This is a genomic window from Azonexus sp. MM2026_4 (genome assembly GCF_055901855.1).
Genome location: NZ_CM148380.1, coordinates 238,741 through 258,227 on the forward strand (window position 1 = coordinate 238,741; position 19,487 = coordinate 258,227).

Below are 19,487 nucleotides of genomic sequence, written 5' to 3' on the forward strand. Positions count from 1 at the left end.
TTGAACAGTTACTGGCTTGAGCGCCAGGGGGGGGCCGAGCATCAAGCGGTTATGGTGCAAGGCACAGGGCTATTCGTCGTAGTCGAGCGAGCCATCTCGTTGAACCGCCCACTGCGGAGCAGCACGGTGGGTGGTGTGGGGGCCGGGGGAGAGAAACCCCTAGCTACACGATTAGACATAATTGAACTACCAGCGCATACCGGACATGGCGCTCATGGCAATGCCTTGAATAGCGAACATTGAACTAGCGATACCAAGAGGAAGTGTCACTAGAAGACATAGACGAAACGTGGATATTTGACTGATGTTCTTACGACGTGAAGCTCTGATTAGGGGTGCGATCGGTATTAGTCCTGAAATGGTTGGAGCGGCAATTGCCAAATACGGAAATGATTTTTGGAACAATACAAAGCCAATTATTGTGACCAAAATTACAGTCGCGGAAAAAAGAAGTATCCAAAATATTCTTTGAACGAGCATGGTGTTGTTTTGAGGCTAACGACGAAGCTCACCGGAAGGCAGCCAGCGTAGCTGGCTGACGGTCCGGTGGAGCGGATTGTTATGCAGCGGCACGTGGAAGCCTCCTGCAACCGTACAATTGCCCGCCCCATCCCCGTACGGTGGCCCACCCGAGCGATACCAGCCAGGCAATGTTTAGGGCCAGCAGAAGCAGATACTCCCAGGTAGCACACCGACGCCCCTCTAGACATTGGTCAGATGCCACCATGTTGCTGAAGAGCGAAAGAGCTACGGTGGCCATAAGCCAATAGCCGCATATGACCAGTACTCGCCGCCAAGCGGCGGGATACACGTACTCGGCGCTGTCTGGTGTTCTCTCAGCCAACAGCTCGTGGGCGGGCAATGTGCTCGAATCTTTATGGACAACTACAGATCGGGCCAGCAGATCGTGCACTGCCTGATGCTTTTTTGTAGTGAGAACGAATATAAACGACAGCCACCCAAGCAGCAGTTTCGCGATAAAGCGAATGATGGCCGCGAAAATATTGATATTGCGCTGCCCATCAATGGTGGTGACCCGAATTCTCAGCAAGTGATGCCCGATGGTGCCACCGGTAACAGCCACCAAACCGGGTTCAAGGACAAATATTGGTACAAGGGCAAGGGCCACCTTGCCATAGACATGCGAAACGCCTATGGCATCACCTAGGATCAATGCCCCGAATACGGTGACAGGTACCAGAACCGAATCGATCAGAACCGCTCGGACTCGACGTATTAGTCGCGGGTAGAAGACTTGGGTCATGAATTAAGATGCATAACGAATGAAAGGGACTTCCCCGTCCCGAGGTAGCGGCGGAAGCCGCGTGCAGCGGTAGCTGCCATGATTAAGTTTCCACACCAAATCATTCGCTCGAAAGGGGAAGTCCATGGATATTGTCACCGTCGGCATCGATCTCGCCAAGAATGTATTCGCTTTGCATGGCGTTGACCAGAGTGGCAAAGCGGTTTTCATCAAGCCCAGGGTGGCTCGCAGCCAATTGCTGGAAATGGTTGCCCACCTGCCGCCCTGCCTGATCGGCATGGAAGCCTGTTCCGGCGCGCATTACTGGGCAAGGGAATTCAGCCGCTACGGCCACACCGTCAAACTGATGGCCCCCAAGTTCGTGGCCCCGTACCGGATGAGCGGCAAACGCGGCAAGAACGACGCGGCCGACGCTGCCGCCATCTGCGAAGCCGTTACCCGGCCCAACATGCGCTTCGTGCCGGTCAAGGATGTCGATCAACAAGCCATCCTCTGCCTGCACCGTACCCGGCAAGGCTTTGTCGAAGAGCGCACCGCGCTCTACAACCGCTTGCGCGGCCTGATCAGTGAATTCGGCATCGTCCTGCCGCAGAAAGTCGAACGCCTGCGCCGGGAAATCGGTGCCCATCTCGAAGCACTTCCCGGTTGGGCCAATCGCTGTGTCGGCGACCTGCTGGCTCACGCCGACCGGCTCAACGAACGCATCGAGGAATACGACAAAGCCATTGCCCAGGCTGCCCGCCAGGACGCCAGAAGCCGACAACTCATGCAACTCCCCGGCATCGGCCCGACCACGGCCAGCGCCCTGGTCGCCAGCCTGGGCGGCGGTCACGACTTCAAGAACGGTCGGCAACTCGCCGCCTGGGCCGGGCTCGTTCCCGGCCAATGCAGCAGTGGCGGCAAGGCCCGCTTGGGCAGGATCACCAAGGCGGGCGACGCCTACTTGCGCAGTCTGCTCGTCATGGGCGCCCGCGCCGTTCTCGCCGGACTGGGCGACAAGCAGGATCGCTTCAGTCGCTGGGCCAGAAATCTGGCCGAACGACGGGGCTACTGGAAAGCGGCGGTTGCCATCGCCGCCAAGAACCTGCGGCTCGCCTGGGCGGTATTGCACTACGGCGACGATTTCCGACGCATCGAAGAAACTGCCTGAACCACAAAATCGTCTGTAGGGAAAAACGGGAAAGGAATCACCGGCTGATCGCTGGCAGCCAAAGACCAGCGAAGCACTGCCAGCGTTGATGTGAAGCGGGTTGGACCCGCGCGGGGAGAGCCTGATTGTAAGCGCCCGGCGAACCCAGGTTGATTTCTGATTCAGGCGGCGGTTTCTGGCTTCCAGCGATGCGGCAGCAACTCGCCGATCCGACTGTTGGGCTGCGTCGGCAGGCGAGTCAAGATGTCTTTGAGATAGAGGAAGGGATCGTGGCCGTTGAGCTTGGCGGACTGGATCAGGCTCATGATGGCCGCCGCCCGTTTGCCGGCGCGCAGGCTGCCGGCGAATAGCCAGTTCTTCCGGCCCGTGGCAATCGGGCGGATGCGGTTCTCGATCCAGTTGTTGTCGATCGGCACCTGACCGTCGTCGGCGTAATGAACGAGCGCGGTCCAGCGTTTGAGGCTGTAATCGATCGCTTTGGCGGTCGATGATCCGTTGGGCACCTGCAATCGGTGCCGGGTCAGCCAGTCGTGGAATTCATCCAGAATCGGTTTGGCCTGCGCCTGACGGATTCGTCGCCGTTCGTCCGGGCTCAGTTCAGCAACTTCCCGCTCCACCTGGTAGAGCTTCTGAATGTAGGCCAGCGCCTGCTGGGCAATCTGGCTCTGGTTGTTGGCGTGCAGATCGAAGAATTTGCGGCGTGCATGCGCCATGCAGCCGGCTTCGGTCACGCCGTCGGCGATCAGCGCCTTGTAGCCTGCATAATCGTCGCAGACGAGTGTGCCGCGCCAGGTGCCGAGGAATTCCTGGGCATGCTTGCCGGCCCGGCTGTCGGCGAAATCGTAGATGACGGCCTTGATCGGTTCGAAGGCGCCGATGCTGTAGGACCACAGGTAGGCCCGATGCGTCTTGCCGGCGCCGGGGTCGAGCATCGCCACCGGTGTTTCGTCGGCATGCAGCACCGGGTAGCTCAGCATCTCGGCCTTCAGGGCATCGACCAGGGGTTGCAGGGTGATGCCCATCCGGCCGACCCACTCGGCCAGGGTCGATTGCGGGATCGGCAGACCGGCCCGGCCGAAGATCCCTTCCTGACGGTACAACGGCAGGTGATCTAGGTACTTGGCGATCAGCACATGGGCGAGCAGACCGGCGGTCGGAATGCCCTTGTCGATCACCTGGGCGGGCACCGGGGCCTGGATCAGCGTTTCACATTGCTTGCAGGCCCACTTGCCGCGGATGTGACGTTCGACCGTAAAGGTGCCGGGCGTGTAGTCCAGCTTCTCGGCGATATCTTCGCCGATGCGTTGCATCTGGCAGCCGCAGGTACAGGTGGTCGAGTCCGGTTCGTGGCGGATTTCGGTGCGCGGCAGTTCCGGCGGCAAGGGCTGGCGCTTGGCCTGGCCCTTCGGTTTCGATTCGGAAAGCTGCTCGAGTTCTTCGGTGATCGCCGCCATGTCGGCGGCGAGGGTTTCTTCAAACAGTTGCCCTTGTTCAACCGGCATGCGTTCGGCCTTGATGCCGAAGTAGTGGCGCTTGTAGTACGCGACTTCATGCGTCAGCTTGTCGATCTTGATCTTGCGCCAGTTGAGTTCGCGATCCTTGTGCGTGATGGCTGCCGCTTGCTGGCGTACCAGTTCGCGCAGTTCGTCGGCGGTCAGTTGATCGAGGTTGGCGGGCAAGGTCATGACCGACATCATGCCGCCAGCAAGACGAACTGACTATCGTGGACTTCCCCAATGGTGGACGGTCATAAAACCCGGATCACCCCGCCATCGGCCAGACGTTCCCACGGCAGGCCAAGCATCAGCGCATCGAATTGCCCCCGGGTCAGGGCGACGCGGCCATCGCCGGCGCGAAGCTGAAACCGCCCCTGGTTCAGACGACGGTTGGCCAGCCAGACGCCGTAGCCATCATGCACCAGCACCTTCAGACGGGTTCCGCGGCGGTTGGCAAAGAGATAGGCATGGTGTGGCTGCGCCTCGCCGAAGGTCCGCACGACCTGGGCCAGGACCGTTTCCGTTCCTGCCCGCATGTCGAGCGGCCGGGTCGACAGCCACAAGGCATCGACCCGGATCATCGCAGCCAGTCGATCAACCAGGCGGCACAATCGCCGGCGGCCTGGGCCGGCCAGTCGAGCTTGATCGCGGTGTTGCCCCGGCGGACTTCGATCCGGATATCTCCCAATGTCGGCATAGCCGGGGCCATCGGCAATTGCACGAAGGCCGGTGCCGGCGTCGCTTCGAGCACAGGCATCGCAACACGTCGTGTCGGCGGTTCGATACCGCGCTCACGCATCCAGCGCCGGACCTGATTGGCGTTAACGCCATTGGCCATGGCAATGCCGGCGACCGAGGCGCCAGGTTCACAGCACGCCTCAATCACCGCCAGCTTGAATTCCTCCGGGTGATGCCGCCTGCGCCGACTTGGCTTCTGGATTTCCATCGAAAGTGTCCACCATCGTCTTTAAGGGGACACGATCTTCGCGGTCTAACGCGTCAATTTACAGATGGGTTTGCCGGGCGCTTACGCCTGATTAGCTCCAGGAGAGGAAGTCACTCTCGGCTAACGAATGAGGCCCCCGCGCGCGTCTTTCATCAGGGTCCGGGCAAAAGCCCAACATGACCGGTTGTAGTACCGCAGTCCTTCACCTTCTCGCACCGACACGGCAGGGAATCGATGAATCGCAGGAAAACAGGATCAGGAATGAAACGATAAAAATTCAGAACGTCGCTTGCGGAAAACGGGGAAGCCCTTGTAGTTTTAGGTAAGGGGCGGCCCGCTTGCGGGACGTCCCAGCAGCCGAAGGCTGCGCTTTGACCGAAATGTTAGACCTCAGCTTCATTGATAAGCCCAAGAAGAAATTGGTCATCAGGTTGGTACGGTGCGACGCAGCCTTTTAGAAAGGCAAGCTTACCTTCCACCGACTGCTCGTGCCACCAGGTACTTTTTATGGTCTCTTTCAGACGTAATCGAACGGCAGCAAGGACAAAGGGATTTTTTGGAAGCGAGGCTCGCCACTCAAGATGGTTCTTGATGAGGTTGTCTTTCTTCTCGCCCTTATAGGATTGAAGAAGAGCTTCGTCGGCGCGCATCGCAAGCGCGTGGACATATGGGCTACCCCAGAGATCTTGGTCGCGTAGTTCGGTTTGAAACTTGGCATCCAAGATGAGCCGAGACAGCGCCAGAAGCTCTACTGGATCATCGATGGCAAAAAGTGGGGCGCGAGACATGGTGAGGTCTAACGTTTGAATTCACCGGACCTGCGCGGCTTTTCGCGCAGGTCCGGTGGAATGATGGGTTGGGCCTCGCGAAATTAGACGATGCATTGTTTGTTTCGGAGCCAAGTTTCAAACTGAGCAGTAACCGTCGGAGTCGGAAGATCCAATTTCCGCACAAGTCGCTTGATTCGATCACGACATGAGTTCGGATTGGCCGAAACCTGAATGGGTGGGCCTCCGTGACATGCCCGCCAACGCTGCAAGAAAGCGTGTTCGGCCCCGGGGGACTTGGAGAACTCAGCATCAAGCGTTGATACAAGGCGAAGAACAATGTCCCCGAAGCCGACAACACCGCGAAGGCTGATTTTTATCGGACTTCCCGCCGTGTGCCCATTGATAACCGGCACTTCCTTGAGTCCTACTTGCGCGGGTGTAAGCTGGTTATATGCTGCTTCTGCCGAAACAAAGTGATTTGATGTGCTACCGCCGGCGTGGACGAGGGAGTTTCTCGCCTCTTTGAAATAGCGATAGCAAACCAAGAGTTGCTCGATATGCAGGGGCGAGTTCTTCTTGTTCGTGGCAATAGCAGGATAGATCGCCCCAGCCATGATCGGCGAACCACCTTGCACTATCGAATTGACAGCATGGCGAAGACCCTTTGACGGGGCGCCGTTTGTAAATGTTGTTGGAAATTGCAGATGTTTCGATAGCGATGCGGTAGCGCCGAGTTCATTGAGGGTACCTTCGCACCAAGCTTCGTATAGGGAGCAAAACTCGAACAGTAGAAAGCGTGCAAATTCCTGCTGTTGATCCTCCCACGACGAATCAATGCAAGACCGGCGCAAATTGGCTCCTCGAATATCGCTCCCAGCGACAAAGCGCCCAGCCAATTCGCTATCGGTGGCAGCAGGAGATGCGGAGACATAGCCAGCCACTTGCCACCGGAGATTCCAGATTGCTGTGGCAGTGGGCCATACGAAATCAAATACCTCGGTCAATCGACGGGCAACTTGTTTCGATGTGAGTAGAAGTAGCTTCTCTTGCATATGCGCTCAGCCTAAGAGGTCCAACGAATGAAAGGGACTTCCCCGTCCCGAGGTAGCGGCGGAAGCCGCGTGCAGCGGTAGCTGCCATGATTAAGTTTCCACACCAAATCATTCGCTCGAAAGGGGAAGTCCATGGATATTGTCACCGTCGGCATCGATCTCGCCAAGAATGTATTCGCTTTGCATGGCGTTGACCAGAGTGGCAAAGCGGTTTTCATCAAGCCCAGGGTGGCTCGCAGCCAATTGCTGGAAATGGTTGCCCACCTGCCGCCCTGCCTGATCGGCATGGAAGCCTGTTCCGGCGCGCATTACTGGGCAAGGGAGTTCAGCCGCTTCGGCCACACCGTCAAACTGATGGCCCCGAAGTTCGTGGCGCCGTACCGGATGAGCGGCAAACGCGGGAAGAACGACGCGGCCGACGCTGCCGCCATCTGCGAAGCCGTCACCCGGCCCAACATGCGCTTCGTGCCGGTCAAGGACGTCGATCAACAAGCCATCCTCTGCCTGCATCGTACCCGGCAAGGCTTTGTCGAAGAACGCACCGCGCTCTACAACCGCTTGCGCGGCCTGATCAGTGAATTCGGCATCGTCCTGCCGCAGAAAGTCGAACGCCTGCGCCGGGAAATCGGTGCCCATCTCGAAGCACTCCCCGGTTGGGCCAACCGTTGTGTCGGCGACCTGCTGGCTCACGCCGACCGCCTGAATGAACGCATCGAGGAATACGACAAAGCCATTGCCCAGGCTGCCCGCCAGGACGCCAGAAGCCGGCAACTCATGCAACTCCCCGGCATCGGCCCGACCACGGCCAGCGCCCTGGTTGCCAGCCTGGGCGGCGGCCACGACTTCAAGAACGGTCGGCAACTCGCCGCCTGGGCCGGGCTCGTTCCCGGCCAATGCAGCAGTGGCGGCAAGGCCCGCTTGGGCAGGATCACCAAGGCGGGCGACGCCTACCTGCGCAGTCTGCTCGTCATGGGCGCCCGCGCCGTTCTCGCCGGACTGGGCGACAAGCAGGATCGCTTCAGTCGCTGGGCCAGAAATCTGGTCGAACGACGGGGTTACTGGAAAGCAGCGGTTGCCATCGCCGCCAAGAACCTGCGGCTCGCCTGGGCGGTATTGCACTACGGCGACGATTTCCGACGCATCGAAGAGACTGCCTGAACCACAAAATCGTCTGCAGGGAAAAACGGGAAAGGAATCACCGGCTGATCGCTGGCAGCCAAAGACCAGCGAAGCACTGCCAGCGTTGATGTGAAGCGGGTTGGACCCGCGCGGGGAGAGCCTGATTACCTCCAGGAGAGGAAGTCACTCTCGGCTAACGAATGAGGCCCCCGCGCGCGTCTTTCATCAGGGTCCGGGCAAAAGCCCAACATGACCGGTTGTAGTACCGCAGTCCTTCACCTTCTCGCACCGACACGGCAGGAATGAATCGCAGGAAAACTGGATCAGGAATGAAACGATAAAACTTCAGAACGTCGCTTGCGCTTGCGGAAAACGGGGAAGCCCTTGTAGTAGAGCTAACCGGCGCTGCGCGGCATTATCGCGCAGCGTCCAGCGACCGAAGGGAGCGAGGTTGAGCGCCATGTTAGGCATTAACTAGAGGCGCCCAGTCAGGAAGACCAACAGTTTCGGCAATGACCATCGCCACTGCCGCTGCAAAACTATCTTCATCCTGAAACATGCCACAAAGGAGCTTTGCTTCTTCTGTAGAACCAAATGTAAAGGCAGACATGATTGCCCGAGCGACCGCTATGCTGTACTCGGAATCCTGAGTCAGTTCCCCGGAGAATTTGACCTTTCTTGAAATCCGGAATGCGAAATCGTTGAATGCAAATTCAAGCGAGTTTGTGGGTTTTCCGTTCTCTCTCACCAAATATTCAGATATGGGTGATAGGTCTGTTCCTGCAACCGCAGCTCTGGTTATAAAGAGAGCACCACCTTTGGATGAGTTAAGGCCAAGCTCGAAGCATTTTTTCGGGTTCTTCCGGTGAACTGAGCAATATGATGAGTGATGGTCGACAAAATCAAAATTGCACAGGTGTTCGAGTGTGATTGGTGCCTCAATCATAAATTCGAGGCAATGATTATTGTTGAAGTAGTGCTGATTATTGGCTGAGTCGAACCACCATGGACCATTTTTCAATGTTGGGTCATAAGGCTCAAGTTGGGAATCACGGTCTATATCGGTGATGAGGATTCGACATGCACTAATTTTGTAGGCAATGGACTCAACCCAGTAGTAACGCTTTCCTTCAATGAGGTCGTGGAACGAAAAGTCGAAACGGACGTTCCCATACCTGTATCCAGTAGACCAGTGATTTGGCGAAAGCCAACTCACCAGAATGCGTTGGTCATTTAGTTTTGATTCATCAAATACAAGGGACGGTCGGATTTCACCAGCCTCAATTATGCTGATGGCCGAGCCAATGTGACTTGTGTGGCTCACTGAGTCGAACCGAACACAATCAGGGTTAAATCCCTTTTCCGCAGGAACCCCAACTTTAAATTTTTTCCATTCGCTCATCTGATATGCCTAACTAGAGGTGTACATCAGTCAAAAATATCCATATCCGGCAGTTTATGGCCGCATGTGGATAGATGTTTCCATTACTGGATGCAACGGAGTATCTGTTACTGGGCATCGCTCACCACCCGCATATCGAGCTTCATCGATTTAATTGCCTTGAGCGGTAGCTGCCAGAGTTTGCGTTCCGGATGCCAGGTGCCGCCGGCTGCCTTGATGCGTTGGCGTAGTTCGGTTTCGCTGTAGGCGATGCGTACCCAGGCGGTTTTTTCGGGTTTGCGTGGGCGTTCTTCGACGAGCAGTTCGACGGTGGTGAGGCGCAGGTTGCGCTGTGGGTCGTGGCGGTAGCGGACGCAGAGCAGGGCATCGCCGTAGCGTTCGACGAGGCGTTTGGTGCCCGGTGCGCCAGGAGGGAGGCGCTTGATGGCGGCGCTGCTGATTCGATGACCGGCGGGCATGGGGTGGAGGCCGGGAAGAAGGAAGCGTCAGATTAATTGACGAGTGCATAGGGCGCAAGCGTCGCTGGCTGCCCGCGCTGAAATTGCTTTTCCTCGCCCGCCGGGAAGCGGATTCAGCTTGCCGGCACGACGCGGACGGGCCAGCCGAGGGCTTTGACCAGTTCGCGGCGGACACCGCCGAGGGTCTGGCCGGCCAGGCTGCAGGTGGTGCAGGCGCCGCTCAGGCGGAGGAAGATGCGGTCGCCGGTAATGTTGACCAGGGCGATGTCGCCGCCGTCGCGGCGGATGCCGGGGCGGATTTGTTCCAGCACGGCCAGGCAGGTGGCGCGCAGGGTTTCCGGGTCGGGCATGGTGCCGGCGGGCTGGGGCTGTTCTTCGTTCATGGTGCTTCCTCGGCAAAGGGGAGTCGGCGGCGGGGCGTCGTCAGACCAGTTCGTCTTCGGAGGCGATCAGCTTGTGCCGCTCGGGCGCGTTGCCCGGCCAGCCTTCCTGTTCCATCCGGTCGAAGCGGTCGGGCGAGCGGGTTTCGGCGCGCGCCCGGGCGCGGTCGACCCAGGACAGACCGCCGTAGACCAGCGCCAGGCTGACTTCGTTGAGCAGGTCGAGAACTTCGTGGCCGTGGTCGACGATGATCGGCTGGATGTTGGCGGCCATCAGTCGCTTGATCGACGAGGCGCCGATCGAGGCGGCGTAGACGGCGGCGCAGCCGGCAAGGAATTCGAGCTTGGCGACGACCTTGTCTTCGGGCGGTTTTTCCGGCGGATGCGGCGGGTAGTCTTCGGCCTGCGGGATGAACATGGTGGACACGCCTTGCTGGTCGCGCGGCAGGCCCTTGTCCTTGTTCTCGCCCTTCATGACGGCGGCGGCGAATTCGCCGACGCCGACCAGTTCGGCTTCGCCGGGCGAGACGTCGTAGATGACGAAGCGCTCGGCGGCGCCGAAATGGGTATTGACGTGTTCGTTGTCGGTGGATGCGAAAGCGATGCGCAACATGCTTGGTGCTCCGTGTCAGACGATGCAGGGGGCGGCCGGGCCGGCGGTTTCGAATTCACGCGCCGTGCCCTGCCAGTAGATGGAACGGTAAGCTGGGATTTCCCGTTGCCGGGCGAGCAGGAGGTTGGTGATCTCGAATATGGTCTGCCGGCTGCCGCGATAGCCGACCCAGACGCGGGCATGGCCGCCGACGTTGTCGTAGAGCGGGAAGCCGGCGCGCAGCAGGGGCAGGTCGAGGCGCGTCGCCAGTTCGGCGCCGTGCGAGTTGGCGACCAGCAGGCGGGCCTGGCCGGCAGCGGCGCCGTTTTCCAGTTCCTCGAGGTCGCCGACGATGACTTCCTCGGTCGGCAGGCTGGCAAGGCGCGGCGAGTTGGCGGAGGCGACGACGGTACCGAGGCGCATCCCGAGGTCGTGCAGGTAGCGGCCGAGGCTGCCCAGCAGGTCGCAGTCGCCGGCGATCGCCACCGCCACGTCGGCGAGGCTGAAGTGACAGTCGACCATGGCGTCCTGCAATTGGGCGCGCTGGCGGGCGATGGTCGAGGGTACCGCCCAGCCGGAAATCCGGCTCAGGGTCTGGATGAAGTTGTCGCAGTCGTGCAGTCCCATCAGCCCGTCGAAACGGTAATCTGGAACGCCGGTCTTCTCGTGCAGCAGGTCGGCGGCCTGGCCGAGCGAGGGGCCGATCACCAGCGTTGCCGCCGATTCGCCGAGGTGGCCGATGTCGTCGAGCGCGGTACCGCCGTAGGTGAGCGTCAGGTAGCCGGCGTCCACCAGGTGGCCGTCGAGCGAATCGGCGATGTCGGGCAGGGCGATGCAGGTCAGGCCGAAGGCGGCGATCCATTCCTTGATCGCCTCGATGTCGCCGGGCGTCAGCATCGACGAGGCGAGCAGGTTGACCTGGCGTGGCCGGCGCCCGGGGTGATGGCTGAACGGCACCAGGTGTTCGACCATCGCCCGCACCGCCAGCGCGAAACCGGTTTCCAGGCAGCCCAGCGTGTCGGTGGCGTTGCAGGGGACGACAGCCATCTCGCGCAGTTCCGGGTAGTCGCGGCGGAACAGTTTGAGGGTGCCGTCGATGTCGCTGCCCTGGGTTTCGGAGAGGCCGGTGGTGATCAGGCCGATGATTTCCGGCCGGTTCTTGTCGGCGATCGTGGTCAGCGCTTCGATGACGTTGCTGTCGGCGCCGAGCACGGTGGCGACGTGGTCCATCGCCGTCGTCTGGAGCGGGATCGGCTCGCGGAAGTGGCGCATGAAGAACAGCTTGTTGAACGAGGTGCAGCCGCGCGCGCCGTGTTCCAGCGGCATCGTCCGCGCCAGGCCGAGGAAGGCGAGCGAGGCGCCGACCGGCTGGCTGACCTTGAGCGGGTTGACCGAGAGCGGCTTGCCGGAGAGTCGGACCTTGGCCATCGTCTTCTCCTCAGGCGGCCAGCGCTTCGGCTTCGCGTGCCGCCTGCCACGGGGCGGGGCTGCGCACCTGCGCCCAGATCGGGCTGGCCAGCGCGCCGGCGACGCGCCGTCCGAGTTCGATCATGCCGTTGTAGCCGGCGTAGCCGATGTCGCGCACATGGTCGATGTCGAGGAAGGGAACGCGCGATTTGAGCGTCGGGTAGATGTAGCGGTCGCCGGCGAGCAGGATGTCGGCGCGCGTCTCGCGGAAGATGCGGAGCAGCGCGGTCTGGTCGTTGTCGCTGATCATGCGGGCGTCCGGGCCCATCAGTTCGCGGATGCGTTCCTTGTCTTCCGCGGTCGATTTCTCGGTGCCGGTGGCGACCACGGTCATGCCCATTTCCTGCATCGCCGAGACGAAGGACCAGGATTTGTAGCCGCCGGTGAAGATCAGCACCCGCTTGCCGGCCAGCTGGTCGCGCAGGCGCGTGATTTCGGCCTTGACGCGGGCTTCCTCGCGGGCGATCAGGGCTTCGGTGCGGGCGCTCAGGTCGGCGTCGCCGAGCAGCCGGGCGAAGCCGCGCAGCGCTTCGGAGGTGTCGGCAACGCCGTAGAAGCTGCCTTCGAAGAAGGGCGCGCCGTACTTTTCCTGCATCTGCCGGGCGACCGCCAGCATGGCCTTGGAGCAGACGACCATGTTGGCTTCGGCGCGGTGCATGGTCTGGATTTCGCGAAAGCGCGAATCGCCGGACAGCGTGCACAAAATGCGCAGGCCCAGCTCGTCGAACAGTGGCGCGACGTTCCAGAATTCGCCGCCGACGTTCCATTCGCCGATCAGATTGATGTCGTGCGTGACGATGCCGGGGCGCTGCGCCGCCGGGCTGACCGGCGCCGGCTCGCGGCTGCCGATGACGTGGCGGACGAGGACGTCGCCGGCGATCTTGTTGCCGAGGTTCTTGTTGCCGTAGAAGCCGGCGCAATCGACCGGTACCACCGGCGTGCCCCAGCGCTCGGCGGCCGCCTTGCAGGTGGCGGCGACGTCGTCGCCGTGCATCGCCGGGACGCAGGTGGTGTAGACGAAGACCGCCGCCGGGCGGTGGCTGTCGATGGCCTGCTTGATCGAGTGGAAGAGGCGCTTTTCGCCGCGCCCCATGATCACGTCGACGTCGGTCAGGTCGGTGGTCATGCCGACCCGGTACAGGTTGGGGCCGCTCGAGCGGGTGCCGCGCGTGTCCCACGAGCTGCCGGCGCAGCCGATCGGCCCATGCACGATGTGCGCCGCGTCGGCGATCGGCAGCAGCGCGTTACGCGCGCCGTCGAAGGCGCAACCGCCTTGCGTGGCGCCCGGCGTGGGACGGGCGCAGCCGGACTTGGCCTGGTTGTTGTGGCTGCAGGCCGGTTCGTTCTGCAGGGCCTGGATCTCGGTCGGTGTCATTGTCGTTCTCCGTTGAAGCTGGGGTGAGCACTTCATCGCAAGCCCTGTGCCATGGCCGGTCGGGCGACGCGGATCGCCGGCTGGTGAGGGTTTTGGCGGGCTGGCGCCGGTCGGCGGGAGCGTCGCCGGCGTACTTTTGCGAACTTTCCGGAAATCCGTTGACCTGGCGGTACGTTTTACCCGGATGTCCAAGCGGTTCAGCGGTAGTCGCGGTAGTTCAGCTTGTATTCCGCCATGCGCAGGCCGAGGATGCGGCGCGTCAGGCCGAGGGCGCGGGCGGCGTCGGTCATGTTGCCGCGACTGGCTTTCATGGTGTCGACGATCATCTCGTATTCGGCGGTGGCGAGCCGGGCGTCGAGCGTGCCCTTGGCGGAGATTTCCGAGACCACCGGCGTCTGCAGCGAAGGGGGCAGGTGGCAGGCTTCGATTTCATTGCCTTCGGCGAGGATCACCGCGCGCTCGATGACGTTTTCCAGTTCGCGCACGTTGCCTGGCCAGTGGTAGGTCATCAGCAGGTTGACGGCGGTGGTGGCGATGCCGCGCACGTCGATGCCCATGTCGGCGACGAAGCGGTTGACGAAGGCGCGGGCGAGGGCGGCGATGTCGTTGCCGCGTTCGCGCAGCGGCGGGATGGTGATCGGGAAGACGTTGAGGCGGTAGTAGAGGTCTTCGCGGAAACTGCCTTGGGCGACCATGTCGAGGAGGTCGCGGTTGGTGGCGGCGAGGATGCGGATATCGACCTGGATGGTGGTGTTGCCGCCGACCCGCTCGAAGGATTTTTCCTGCAGGACGCGCAATAGCTTGGCCTGCATGGGGAGCGACAGTTCGCCGACTTCGTCGAGGAAGATGGTGCCGCCGTCGGCTTCTTCGAAACGGCCGCGGCGCTGGTTGGTGGCGCCGGTGAAGGAACCGCGCTCGTGACCGAAGAGTTCGCTCTCGATCACCGATTCGGGCAGCGCGGCGCAGTTGAACTTGACGAAGGGGCCGTCGGCGTTCGGGCTGCTGTAGTGGATGGCGCTGGCCACCAGTTCCTTGCCGACGCCGCTTTCGCCGAGGATGAGGACGGTGGTCTTGGAGCGGATGACCTTTTCGATCAGCGCGTAGACTTCCTGCATCGGCTTCGAGTTGCCGATGATGTTGGCCGGCCGGAAGCGTTCTTCGATCTGGTTGCGCAGGCGGCGGTTCTCGTCTTCCAGCGCCTGACGCCGGACCGAGCCGACGAGGTGCAGTTCGACCGCCTGCGCCGTGCTCTGGGCGAGGATGGAGAGGATTTCGACGTCGAGCTTGAGCAGGGCGCGGTTGTCGTAGATGCGCTCGGCGCAGATGGTGCCGAGGATGCGGTTGCCGCGCAGGATGGGAACGCAGAGGAAGGAGAGCGCCTTGCGCGTCGCCTTCTGGCCCGGCAGCGGCAGCGTTTCGTGGCGGGGAATGACCACCGGCTGGCGGTCGCCGACGACCTGGGTGATGACGTCGGCCATCTCCCGGTTCTGCTGCTCGGCTTCCGGCGCTGTCATGCCGCAGCACTCATGGACGAAGACCTGGCCGCTGTCCGCTTCGTAGAGGCTGACGCTGCCGCGTACCACCTTGAGGTGGCGTTGCATCAGGTGCAGCAGGATTTGCAGGATGTTGCTCAGTTCGCCGGTTTCGGTCGCGATCCGGCTCATTTCGTAGAGCAGCGGCAGGAAGTCGGTGCGACACTCGCCGAAGCCGCATTCGCAGTAGCGGTCGGCGCTTTCGCGCAGGCCGGGATCGCCGCCGAGGGCGGCGAAAGCGTGCACGCTGGCCGACTGGCCGGTCTGGGCGGTGGTGGGCATGGGCAAGGCTCCGTTCAATGGGTGACGAGACCGGCGCTCGACTCGAACAGGCTCGCGGCATGCGGCGCGTGGTTGCGTTCGCGCTGCGGCAGCAAGGGGGCCTGCAGGATTTCCTCCATCCAGTGACGGACCCGGTCGACATCGGCGTCGACCGCCGGAATGAAGGATTCGGCGCGGAAGTTGGCGAGCACGGCGGGATCGTCGAGGCTGATGAAGGCGCGGCGGATTTCCTCGCGTAGCGCGGTGTCGAGGCCGCTGCGGAAGGTCCACATGTATTCCGGGATCGGCCGCGACGCGGCGAGGATGCGCAGCGCGCCGCCGTCGATCCGGCCTTCCGCGACCAGGCGCTGCAGGATCGGCAGCGACAGCGTGCCGGCCACCGCCCGCCGCGCCACGACGGCGGCGGCCACGGCATCGTGCGTGCCGAGGACGGCGCGCCGGTAGTCGCGGTCGAGGCGCAGGCCGGCGCCCAGCATCATGTGGCGCGGTACCCAGGTGGCCGAGGTTGAGGCGAGGTCGCCCATCGCCAGTTCGTGACCGCGCAGTTCTTCGAGGCAGGTGATCGGGCTGTCGATGGCGGTGATGATGGCGGCCTTGAAGGTCGGCCCGGTGTCGCCGCCGTGGTTGGGGCGGACGAAGGGCATGATCTTGCTGCAGCGGCTCTGCAGTACATAGGTCACCGGCCCGAGGTAGGCGAGGTCGAGGTCGCCCCGGCGCAGCGCTTCGCCGGTCGCCACGTAGCTGCTGCCGACAACCAGTTCGACGCGCCGGCCGAGGCGGTGTTGCAGGTAGGCGCGCAGGGGCTCGTTGTTGCGTTCGACAACCGCCTTCGATTCGCCGGGGAGGAGGCCACAGGTCAGGGATTTCATGGTCCTCGACAACGCAAGCTTCGTTCCATCCGCGCCAACCCGCGTTTTGCCGTTCAAGCGGGCCTGCTTACGGCCGCCGGCTGTACGTTCGCGAACGCCGGGCGGGGCCGTGTGTACCCTTTGGTGCGTTCGCTGCCGCTGGCGGCCGGGTTTTTGCTGGCCCGCCTCTTGCACCGTGCCACTTCCCATTTCCTCCGGCATGGAGTCCCGATGTCATTGGCCGATTCATCCGCGCCGTCACGCGCCAGCTCGAACGTGGTCGGCCTGGAACCTTCCCCGTTCGCCAGGCACCTGGAACCGGCGATGCGTTGCAAGCTGAAGGCGATCTTTGCCCACTGGAACGATAGCGAGAGCGGCGAGGCGCTGCTGCGCGAAATCATCGACGCGGCGCCCGATACGCTGGGCGCGCGGATCGTCGCCTATCGTTTCCATTTCTACCGGCGTCGCTCGCGCGAGGCGGCTCACTGGGCGCTGGCCTGCCTGGATTGGCTGTCAACGCGGCTCGGACTGCCCGCCGACTGGCGCGAGGTGCATCCCGGAATGGCCGATTTTGCGCCCTGGCACGCCTATGCGCGCTGCTGGCTGCAGGCGCTGACGGCGTATGCCTACCACCTGGCGCGGCTCGGCGAGGAGGAAGCGGCGTTGGTGGTGCTGGCCAAGGTCGCGCAACTCGATCCCGGGCGGCGGCTCGGCGCGGCCCGTTTGCGGCGGGTATTTGCCGGCCCGCGCGGGGATGACGGCATGGCTTTCGACCAGGACTGGGAAAACTGGCGCTCGCCGGCCACCTGGAATGCGCGTCAGGCTTGATCCAGGGTCTGCTGCAGGACTTCGAGCGCCTGCGCTACCGGGGTGCGGCGATCTTCGGCGCCTTCGGCGGGCGGCGGCGTGCGCGCCAGCCAGGCGTGCGCCTGGGTCAGGATGTGCCGCGCTTCCTGTTCGGCCTGCGCGGTCAGCGCCGGGCTGCCGAGCCGGCGCGCGCCGGCCAGGCGGTTGATGGCGTTCTGGATGCCGCGTGTCTTCATTTGCGGAAGGCCTTGTGGTCGAGTTTGTACTTGGCCATGCGCAGGCCGAGAATGCGCCGGGTCAGCCCGAGTTGGGCGGCGGTTTCGGTCATGTTGCCGTGGTGCAGCTTGAGCGCCTCGACGATCATTTCGTATTCGATGGCGTTGAGGCGCGCTTCCAGCCCGCCTTCCGAACTGACTTCGGCGACCACCGGCGCCTGCAGCGAGGGCGGCAGGTTGTAGCCGTGGATGACGCCATCCTCGCAGAGCAGGACGGCGCGCTCGATGACGTTTTCCAGTTCGCGGACGTTGCCGGGCCAGTGGTAGCTCATCAGCATGTTGATCGCCGGCGTCGAGATGCGATGGACGTCGATGCCGGTTTCGGCCGAGAACTTCGAGACGAAGGTGTCGGCCAGGGCGATGATGTCGTTGCCGCGCTCGCGTAGTGGCGGGATGGTGATCGGGAAGACGTTGAGGCGGTAGTAGAGGTCCTCGCGGAAGCCACCGCTTTCGACCATGTCGAGGAGCTTGCGGTTGGTGGCGGCGAGGATGCGGATATCGACCTGGATGGTGGTGTTGCCGCCGACCCGCTCGAAGGATTTTTCCTGCAGGACGCGCAACAGCTTGGCCTGCATGGGGAGCGACAGTTCGCCGACTTCGTCGAGGAAGATGGTGCCGCCGTCCGCTTCCTCGAAGCGGCCGCGGCGCTGGCTGGTGGCGCCGGTGAAGGAGCCGCGCTCGTGACCGAAGAGTTCGCTTTCGATCACCGATTCGGGCAGCGCGGCGCAGTTGAACTTGACGAAGGGGCCGCCGGCGTTCGGGCTGTTGGCATGGATGGCGCCGGCGACAAGTTCCTTGCCGACGCCGCTTTCGCCGAGGATGAGGACGGTGGTCTTGGAGCGGGTGACCTTCTCGATCAGCCCATAGACTTCATGCATCGGCTTCGAGTTGCCGATGATGTTGGCCGGCTTGAAGCGCGATTTGAGCGCCAGCTTGAGCCGCCGGTTCTCGTTTTCCAGGGCGACGTTCTGGATGTTCTCGAGCAGGTAGAGTTCGATCGTCTGGGCGGTAGTCGCGGCCAGGATGGAGAGGATCTCGCTGTCGAGGTTGAGCAGCGCCCGGTTGTCGTAGATGCGCTCGGCGCTGATCGTGCCCATCACCTTGCGGCCGCGCATGATCGGCACGCAGAGGAAGGAGACTTCCTTGTCGGCGGCGTGCGGCCGGCTGCCGGTGCGGTCGAGGAAGCCGGGTTCCTCGCTGATCTTGGGGACGATGATCGCCCGCCCGCTCTCGACGACGCGGCCGACGATGCCTTCGCCGAGATGGTAGATGCCGCGGCTGGCTTCTTCGTCGGTCAGCCCGAAACTCTGGTGCACGTAGATCTTGCCCGAGCCGGGTTCGAACAGCGTGACCATGCCCCGCACCACCTTCATGTGGCGGCGCATCAGGCGCAGCAGGACGCTCAGGATATCGGTCAGGTCACCGGACTCGGTGGCCAGGCTGCTCAATTCGTAGAGCAGCGGCAGCAGATCGGTCCGGCATTCGCCGAGATCGAACTCGCACAGGTGTGGCTGGCTGCGTTCTTCGCGGATCACCGGTAGGAGGTTAGGCGCGCTGTCTTCCAGAGGGCGGTCGTTCATCAGCATTCGCGCGTACTCCGTTTCGCCGGCGACGGATTGGACGGGTAAGGCGGGCGGTAATCACCGGCATGGCGCAACAGATAGCGGAAACTGGTTGGCGCGCCGCCGCGCTGCAGGTGTCCGAACAGCGCGCCCAGCGTCAACTGGCACTCGATCTCGACCGAGCGGTAAAGAGCGATCAGGCGCCGGCCGTTTTCCGTCAATACGCTGCTGCCGCCGCAACGACCGCCGACGGTGCGGGTCACCAGCGGGCAACCGGCGAGCTGGTTCATCTGCCGAATGGCATCCCAGGCCGCCTTGTAGGACATCGGCAAGGCGCGCGATGCACCGCTCAGGCTGCCTTCGTTCTCGATCGCTTCCAGCAGGCGGATGCGCGGCTCGTTGAGCAGCTCGCCAATTTCCGTCTTGAAGGTGATGCAACTGCGCAGATGTATCTCGCAAAAATCCGGCATGGCGTTCTCTGGGATGGGATAGGTATGCATTATATCTTTTACTATATAACGCAACCAGGCTGCTGCCTCGCATCGCAGGTGCAGCGCGAAACAGCTTCGGCGTTACCGCATCATCAACGCAAGAGTGATGCCAGCAGAAACCGGGCGCGAAGCTGCGCTGATCGGCAAATAGCAGCCGATCGATGTACGACTTTGTTCGTTCAAGGGGGGATGTTGACGTTTTCGTACAGCGCGGGTGTC

21 protein-coding genes are annotated in these 19,487 nt (G+C 62.2%); 4 read left to right on the top strand and 17 right to left on the bottom strand.

Features of this window, described 5'->3' with window-relative positions; genetic code table 11:
• Positions 1-304 precede the first annotated feature (304 nt).
• Positions 305-472 (top strand): hypothetical protein, encoded by a 168-nt coding sequence (locus AC0KWY_RS01080; RefSeq protein WP_474027812.1) that lies wholly within the window; start codon positions 305-307, stop codon positions 470-472.
• Between the two features lie 87 nt (positions 473-559).
• On the opposite strand, the gene AC0KWY_RS01085 is transcribed toward AC0KWY_RS01080, so the two are convergent.
• On the bottom strand, positions 560-1,264 hold the full coding sequence (locus tag AC0KWY_RS01085) for an RDD family protein (protein WP_474027813.1): 705 nt from the start codon (positions 1,262-1,264) through the stop codon (positions 560-562).
• Positions 1,265-1,388: 124 nt separating this feature from the next.
• Here AC0KWY_RS01085 and AC0KWY_RS01090 point away from each other — a divergent pair, with 124 nt between their 5' ends.
• Positions 1,389-2,414 (top strand): IS110 family RNA-guided transposase, encoded by a 1,026-nt coding sequence (locus tag AC0KWY_RS01090; protein WP_474027814.1) that lies wholly within the window; start codon positions 1,389-1,391, stop codon positions 2,412-2,414.
• A gap of 161 nt (positions 2,415-2,575) precedes the next feature.
• Here the strand turns inward: AC0KWY_RS01090 and tnpC are convergent, their stop codons facing one another.
• The 5 genes from tnpC to AC0KWY_RS01115 all read right to left on the bottom strand — a co-directional run bounded on the left by tnpC (position 2,576) and on the right by AC0KWY_RS01115 (position 6,678).
• Entirely contained in the window at positions 2,576-4,099 is a 1,524-nt protein-coding gene (gene tnpC, locus AC0KWY_RS01095; RefSeq protein WP_474027815.1) for an IS66 family transposase, read from the bottom strand.
• Positions 4,100-4,161: 62 nt separating this feature from the next.
• Positions 4,162-4,491 (bottom strand): IS66 family insertion sequence element accessory protein TnpB, encoded by a 330-nt coding sequence (gene tnpB / locus AC0KWY_RS01100; protein WP_474027816.1) that lies wholly within the window; start codon positions 4,489-4,491, stop codon positions 4,162-4,164.
• Positions 4,488-4,856, bottom strand: a complete 369-nt coding sequence (gene tnpA, locus AC0KWY_RS01105) for an IS66-like element accessory protein TnpA (RefSeq protein ID WP_474026109.1) — start codon at positions 4,854-4,856, stop codon at positions 4,488-4,490. Before tnpA ends, tnpB begins: the two co-directional genes overlap by 4 nt.
• A 383-nt stretch (positions 4,857-5,239) precedes the next feature.
• Positions 5,240-5,644: a hypothetical protein gene (locus AC0KWY_RS01110; RefSeq protein WP_474027817.1), complete on the bottom strand. Its 405-nt coding sequence runs from the start codon at positions 5,642-5,644 to the stop codon at positions 5,240-5,242.
• 83 nt (positions 5,645-5,727) lie between these two features.
• On the bottom strand, positions 5,728-6,678 hold the full coding sequence (locus tag AC0KWY_RS01115) for a hypothetical protein (protein WP_474027818.1): 951 nt from the start codon (positions 6,676-6,678) through the stop codon (positions 5,728-5,730).
• A 132-nt stretch (positions 6,679-6,810) separates the two neighbouring features.
• On the opposite strand from AC0KWY_RS01115, the gene AC0KWY_RS01120 reads away from it, so the two are divergent.
• Positions 6,811-7,836: an IS110 family RNA-guided transposase gene (locus tag AC0KWY_RS01120; RefSeq protein ID WP_474027819.1), complete on the top strand. Its 1,026-nt coding sequence runs from the start codon at positions 6,811-6,813 to the stop codon at positions 7,834-7,836.
• Positions 7,837-8,260: 424 nt separating this feature from the next.
• Here AC0KWY_RS01120 and AC0KWY_RS01125 read toward each other — a convergent pair whose 3' ends face one another.
• The 8 genes from AC0KWY_RS01125 to phnD form a co-directional block, all read right to left on the bottom strand.
• Positions 8,261-9,199 carry a hypothetical protein gene (locus tag AC0KWY_RS01125; protein WP_474027820.1) on the bottom strand — a complete coding sequence of 313 codons (939 nt, stop codon included), beginning with the start codon at positions 9,197-9,199 and terminating at the stop codon, positions 8,261-8,263.
• A gap of 107 nt (positions 9,200-9,306) precedes the next feature.
• The gene (locus AC0KWY_RS01130; RefSeq protein ID WP_474027821.1) at positions 9,307-9,657 is read right to left on the bottom strand and encodes a hypothetical protein; all 351 of its coding nucleotides are present in this window, start codon (positions 9,655-9,657) and stop codon (positions 9,307-9,309) included.
• Positions 9,658-9,770: 113 nt separating this feature from the next.
• Positions 9,771-10,040 (bottom strand): NifU family protein, encoded by a 270-nt coding sequence (locus AC0KWY_RS01135; RefSeq protein WP_474027822.1) that lies wholly within the window; start codon positions 10,038-10,040, stop codon positions 9,771-9,773.
• A gap of 40 nt (positions 10,041-10,080) precedes the next feature.
• A complete protein-coding gene (locus AC0KWY_RS01140; RefSeq protein ID WP_474027823.1) occupies positions 10,081-10,650 on the bottom strand; it encodes a NifB/NifX family molybdenum-iron cluster-binding protein in 570 nt (189 codons plus the stop codon).
• A 15-nt stretch (positions 10,651-10,665) separates the two neighbouring features.
• Entirely contained in the window at positions 10,666-12,057 is a 1,392-nt protein-coding gene (gene nifN, locus AC0KWY_RS01145; RefSeq protein WP_474027824.1) for a nitrogenase iron-molybdenum cofactor biosynthesis protein NifN, read from the bottom strand.
• Between the two features lie 10 nt (positions 12,058-12,067).
• Positions 12,068-13,471, bottom strand: coding sequence for a nitrogenase iron-molybdenum cofactor biosynthesis protein NifE (nifE, locus tag AC0KWY_RS01150; RefSeq protein WP_474027825.1), 1,404 nt, complete (start codon positions 13,469-13,471; stop codon positions 12,068-12,070).
• A 197-nt stretch (positions 13,472-13,668) separates the two neighbouring features.
• A complete protein-coding gene (locus AC0KWY_RS01155) occupies positions 13,669-15,285 on the bottom strand; it encodes a sigma 54-interacting transcriptional regulator (RefSeq protein WP_474027826.1) in 1,617 nt (538 codons plus the stop codon).
• A gap of 14 nt (positions 15,286-15,299) precedes the next feature.
• The gene (gene phnD / locus AC0KWY_RS01160; RefSeq protein ID WP_474027827.1) at positions 15,300-16,154 is read right to left on the bottom strand and encodes a phosphate/phosphite/phosphonate ABC transporter substrate-binding protein; all 855 of its coding nucleotides are present in this window, start codon (positions 16,152-16,154) and stop codon (positions 15,300-15,302) included.
• Positions 16,155-16,364: 210 nt separating this feature from the next.
• Here phnD and AC0KWY_RS01165 point away from each other — a divergent pair, with 210 nt between their 5' ends.
• Positions 16,365-16,961 carry a hypothetical protein gene (locus AC0KWY_RS01165; protein WP_474027828.1) on the top strand — a complete coding sequence of 199 codons (597 nt, stop codon included), beginning with the start codon at positions 16,365-16,367 and terminating at the stop codon, positions 16,959-16,961.
• On the opposite strand, the gene AC0KWY_RS01170 is transcribed toward AC0KWY_RS01165, so the two are convergent.
• Genes AC0KWY_RS01170 through AC0KWY_RS01180 form a run of 3 tightly spaced genes read right to left on the bottom strand, consistent with a single transcriptional unit; the run spans position 16,952 to position 19,247 of the window.
• On the bottom strand, positions 16,952-17,176 hold the full coding sequence (locus tag AC0KWY_RS01170; protein WP_474027829.1) for a hypothetical protein: 225 nt from the start codon (positions 17,174-17,176) through the stop codon (positions 16,952-16,954). The genes AC0KWY_RS01165 and AC0KWY_RS01170 overlap by 10 nt on opposite strands.
• The gene (locus AC0KWY_RS01175; RefSeq protein ID WP_474027830.1) at positions 17,173-18,795 is read right to left on the bottom strand and encodes a sigma 54-interacting transcriptional regulator; all 1,623 of its coding nucleotides are present in this window, start codon (positions 18,793-18,795) and stop codon (positions 17,173-17,175) included. The genes AC0KWY_RS01170 and AC0KWY_RS01175 overlap by 4 nt, the downstream gene beginning before the upstream one ends.
• Positions 18,795-19,247 (bottom strand): winged helix-turn-helix domain-containing protein, encoded by a 453-nt coding sequence (locus tag AC0KWY_RS01180; RefSeq protein WP_474027831.1) that lies wholly within the window; start codon positions 19,245-19,247, stop codon positions 18,795-18,797. Before AC0KWY_RS01180 ends, AC0KWY_RS01175 begins: the two co-directional genes overlap by 1 nt.
• Positions 19,248-19,487: the final 240 nt, after the last annotated feature.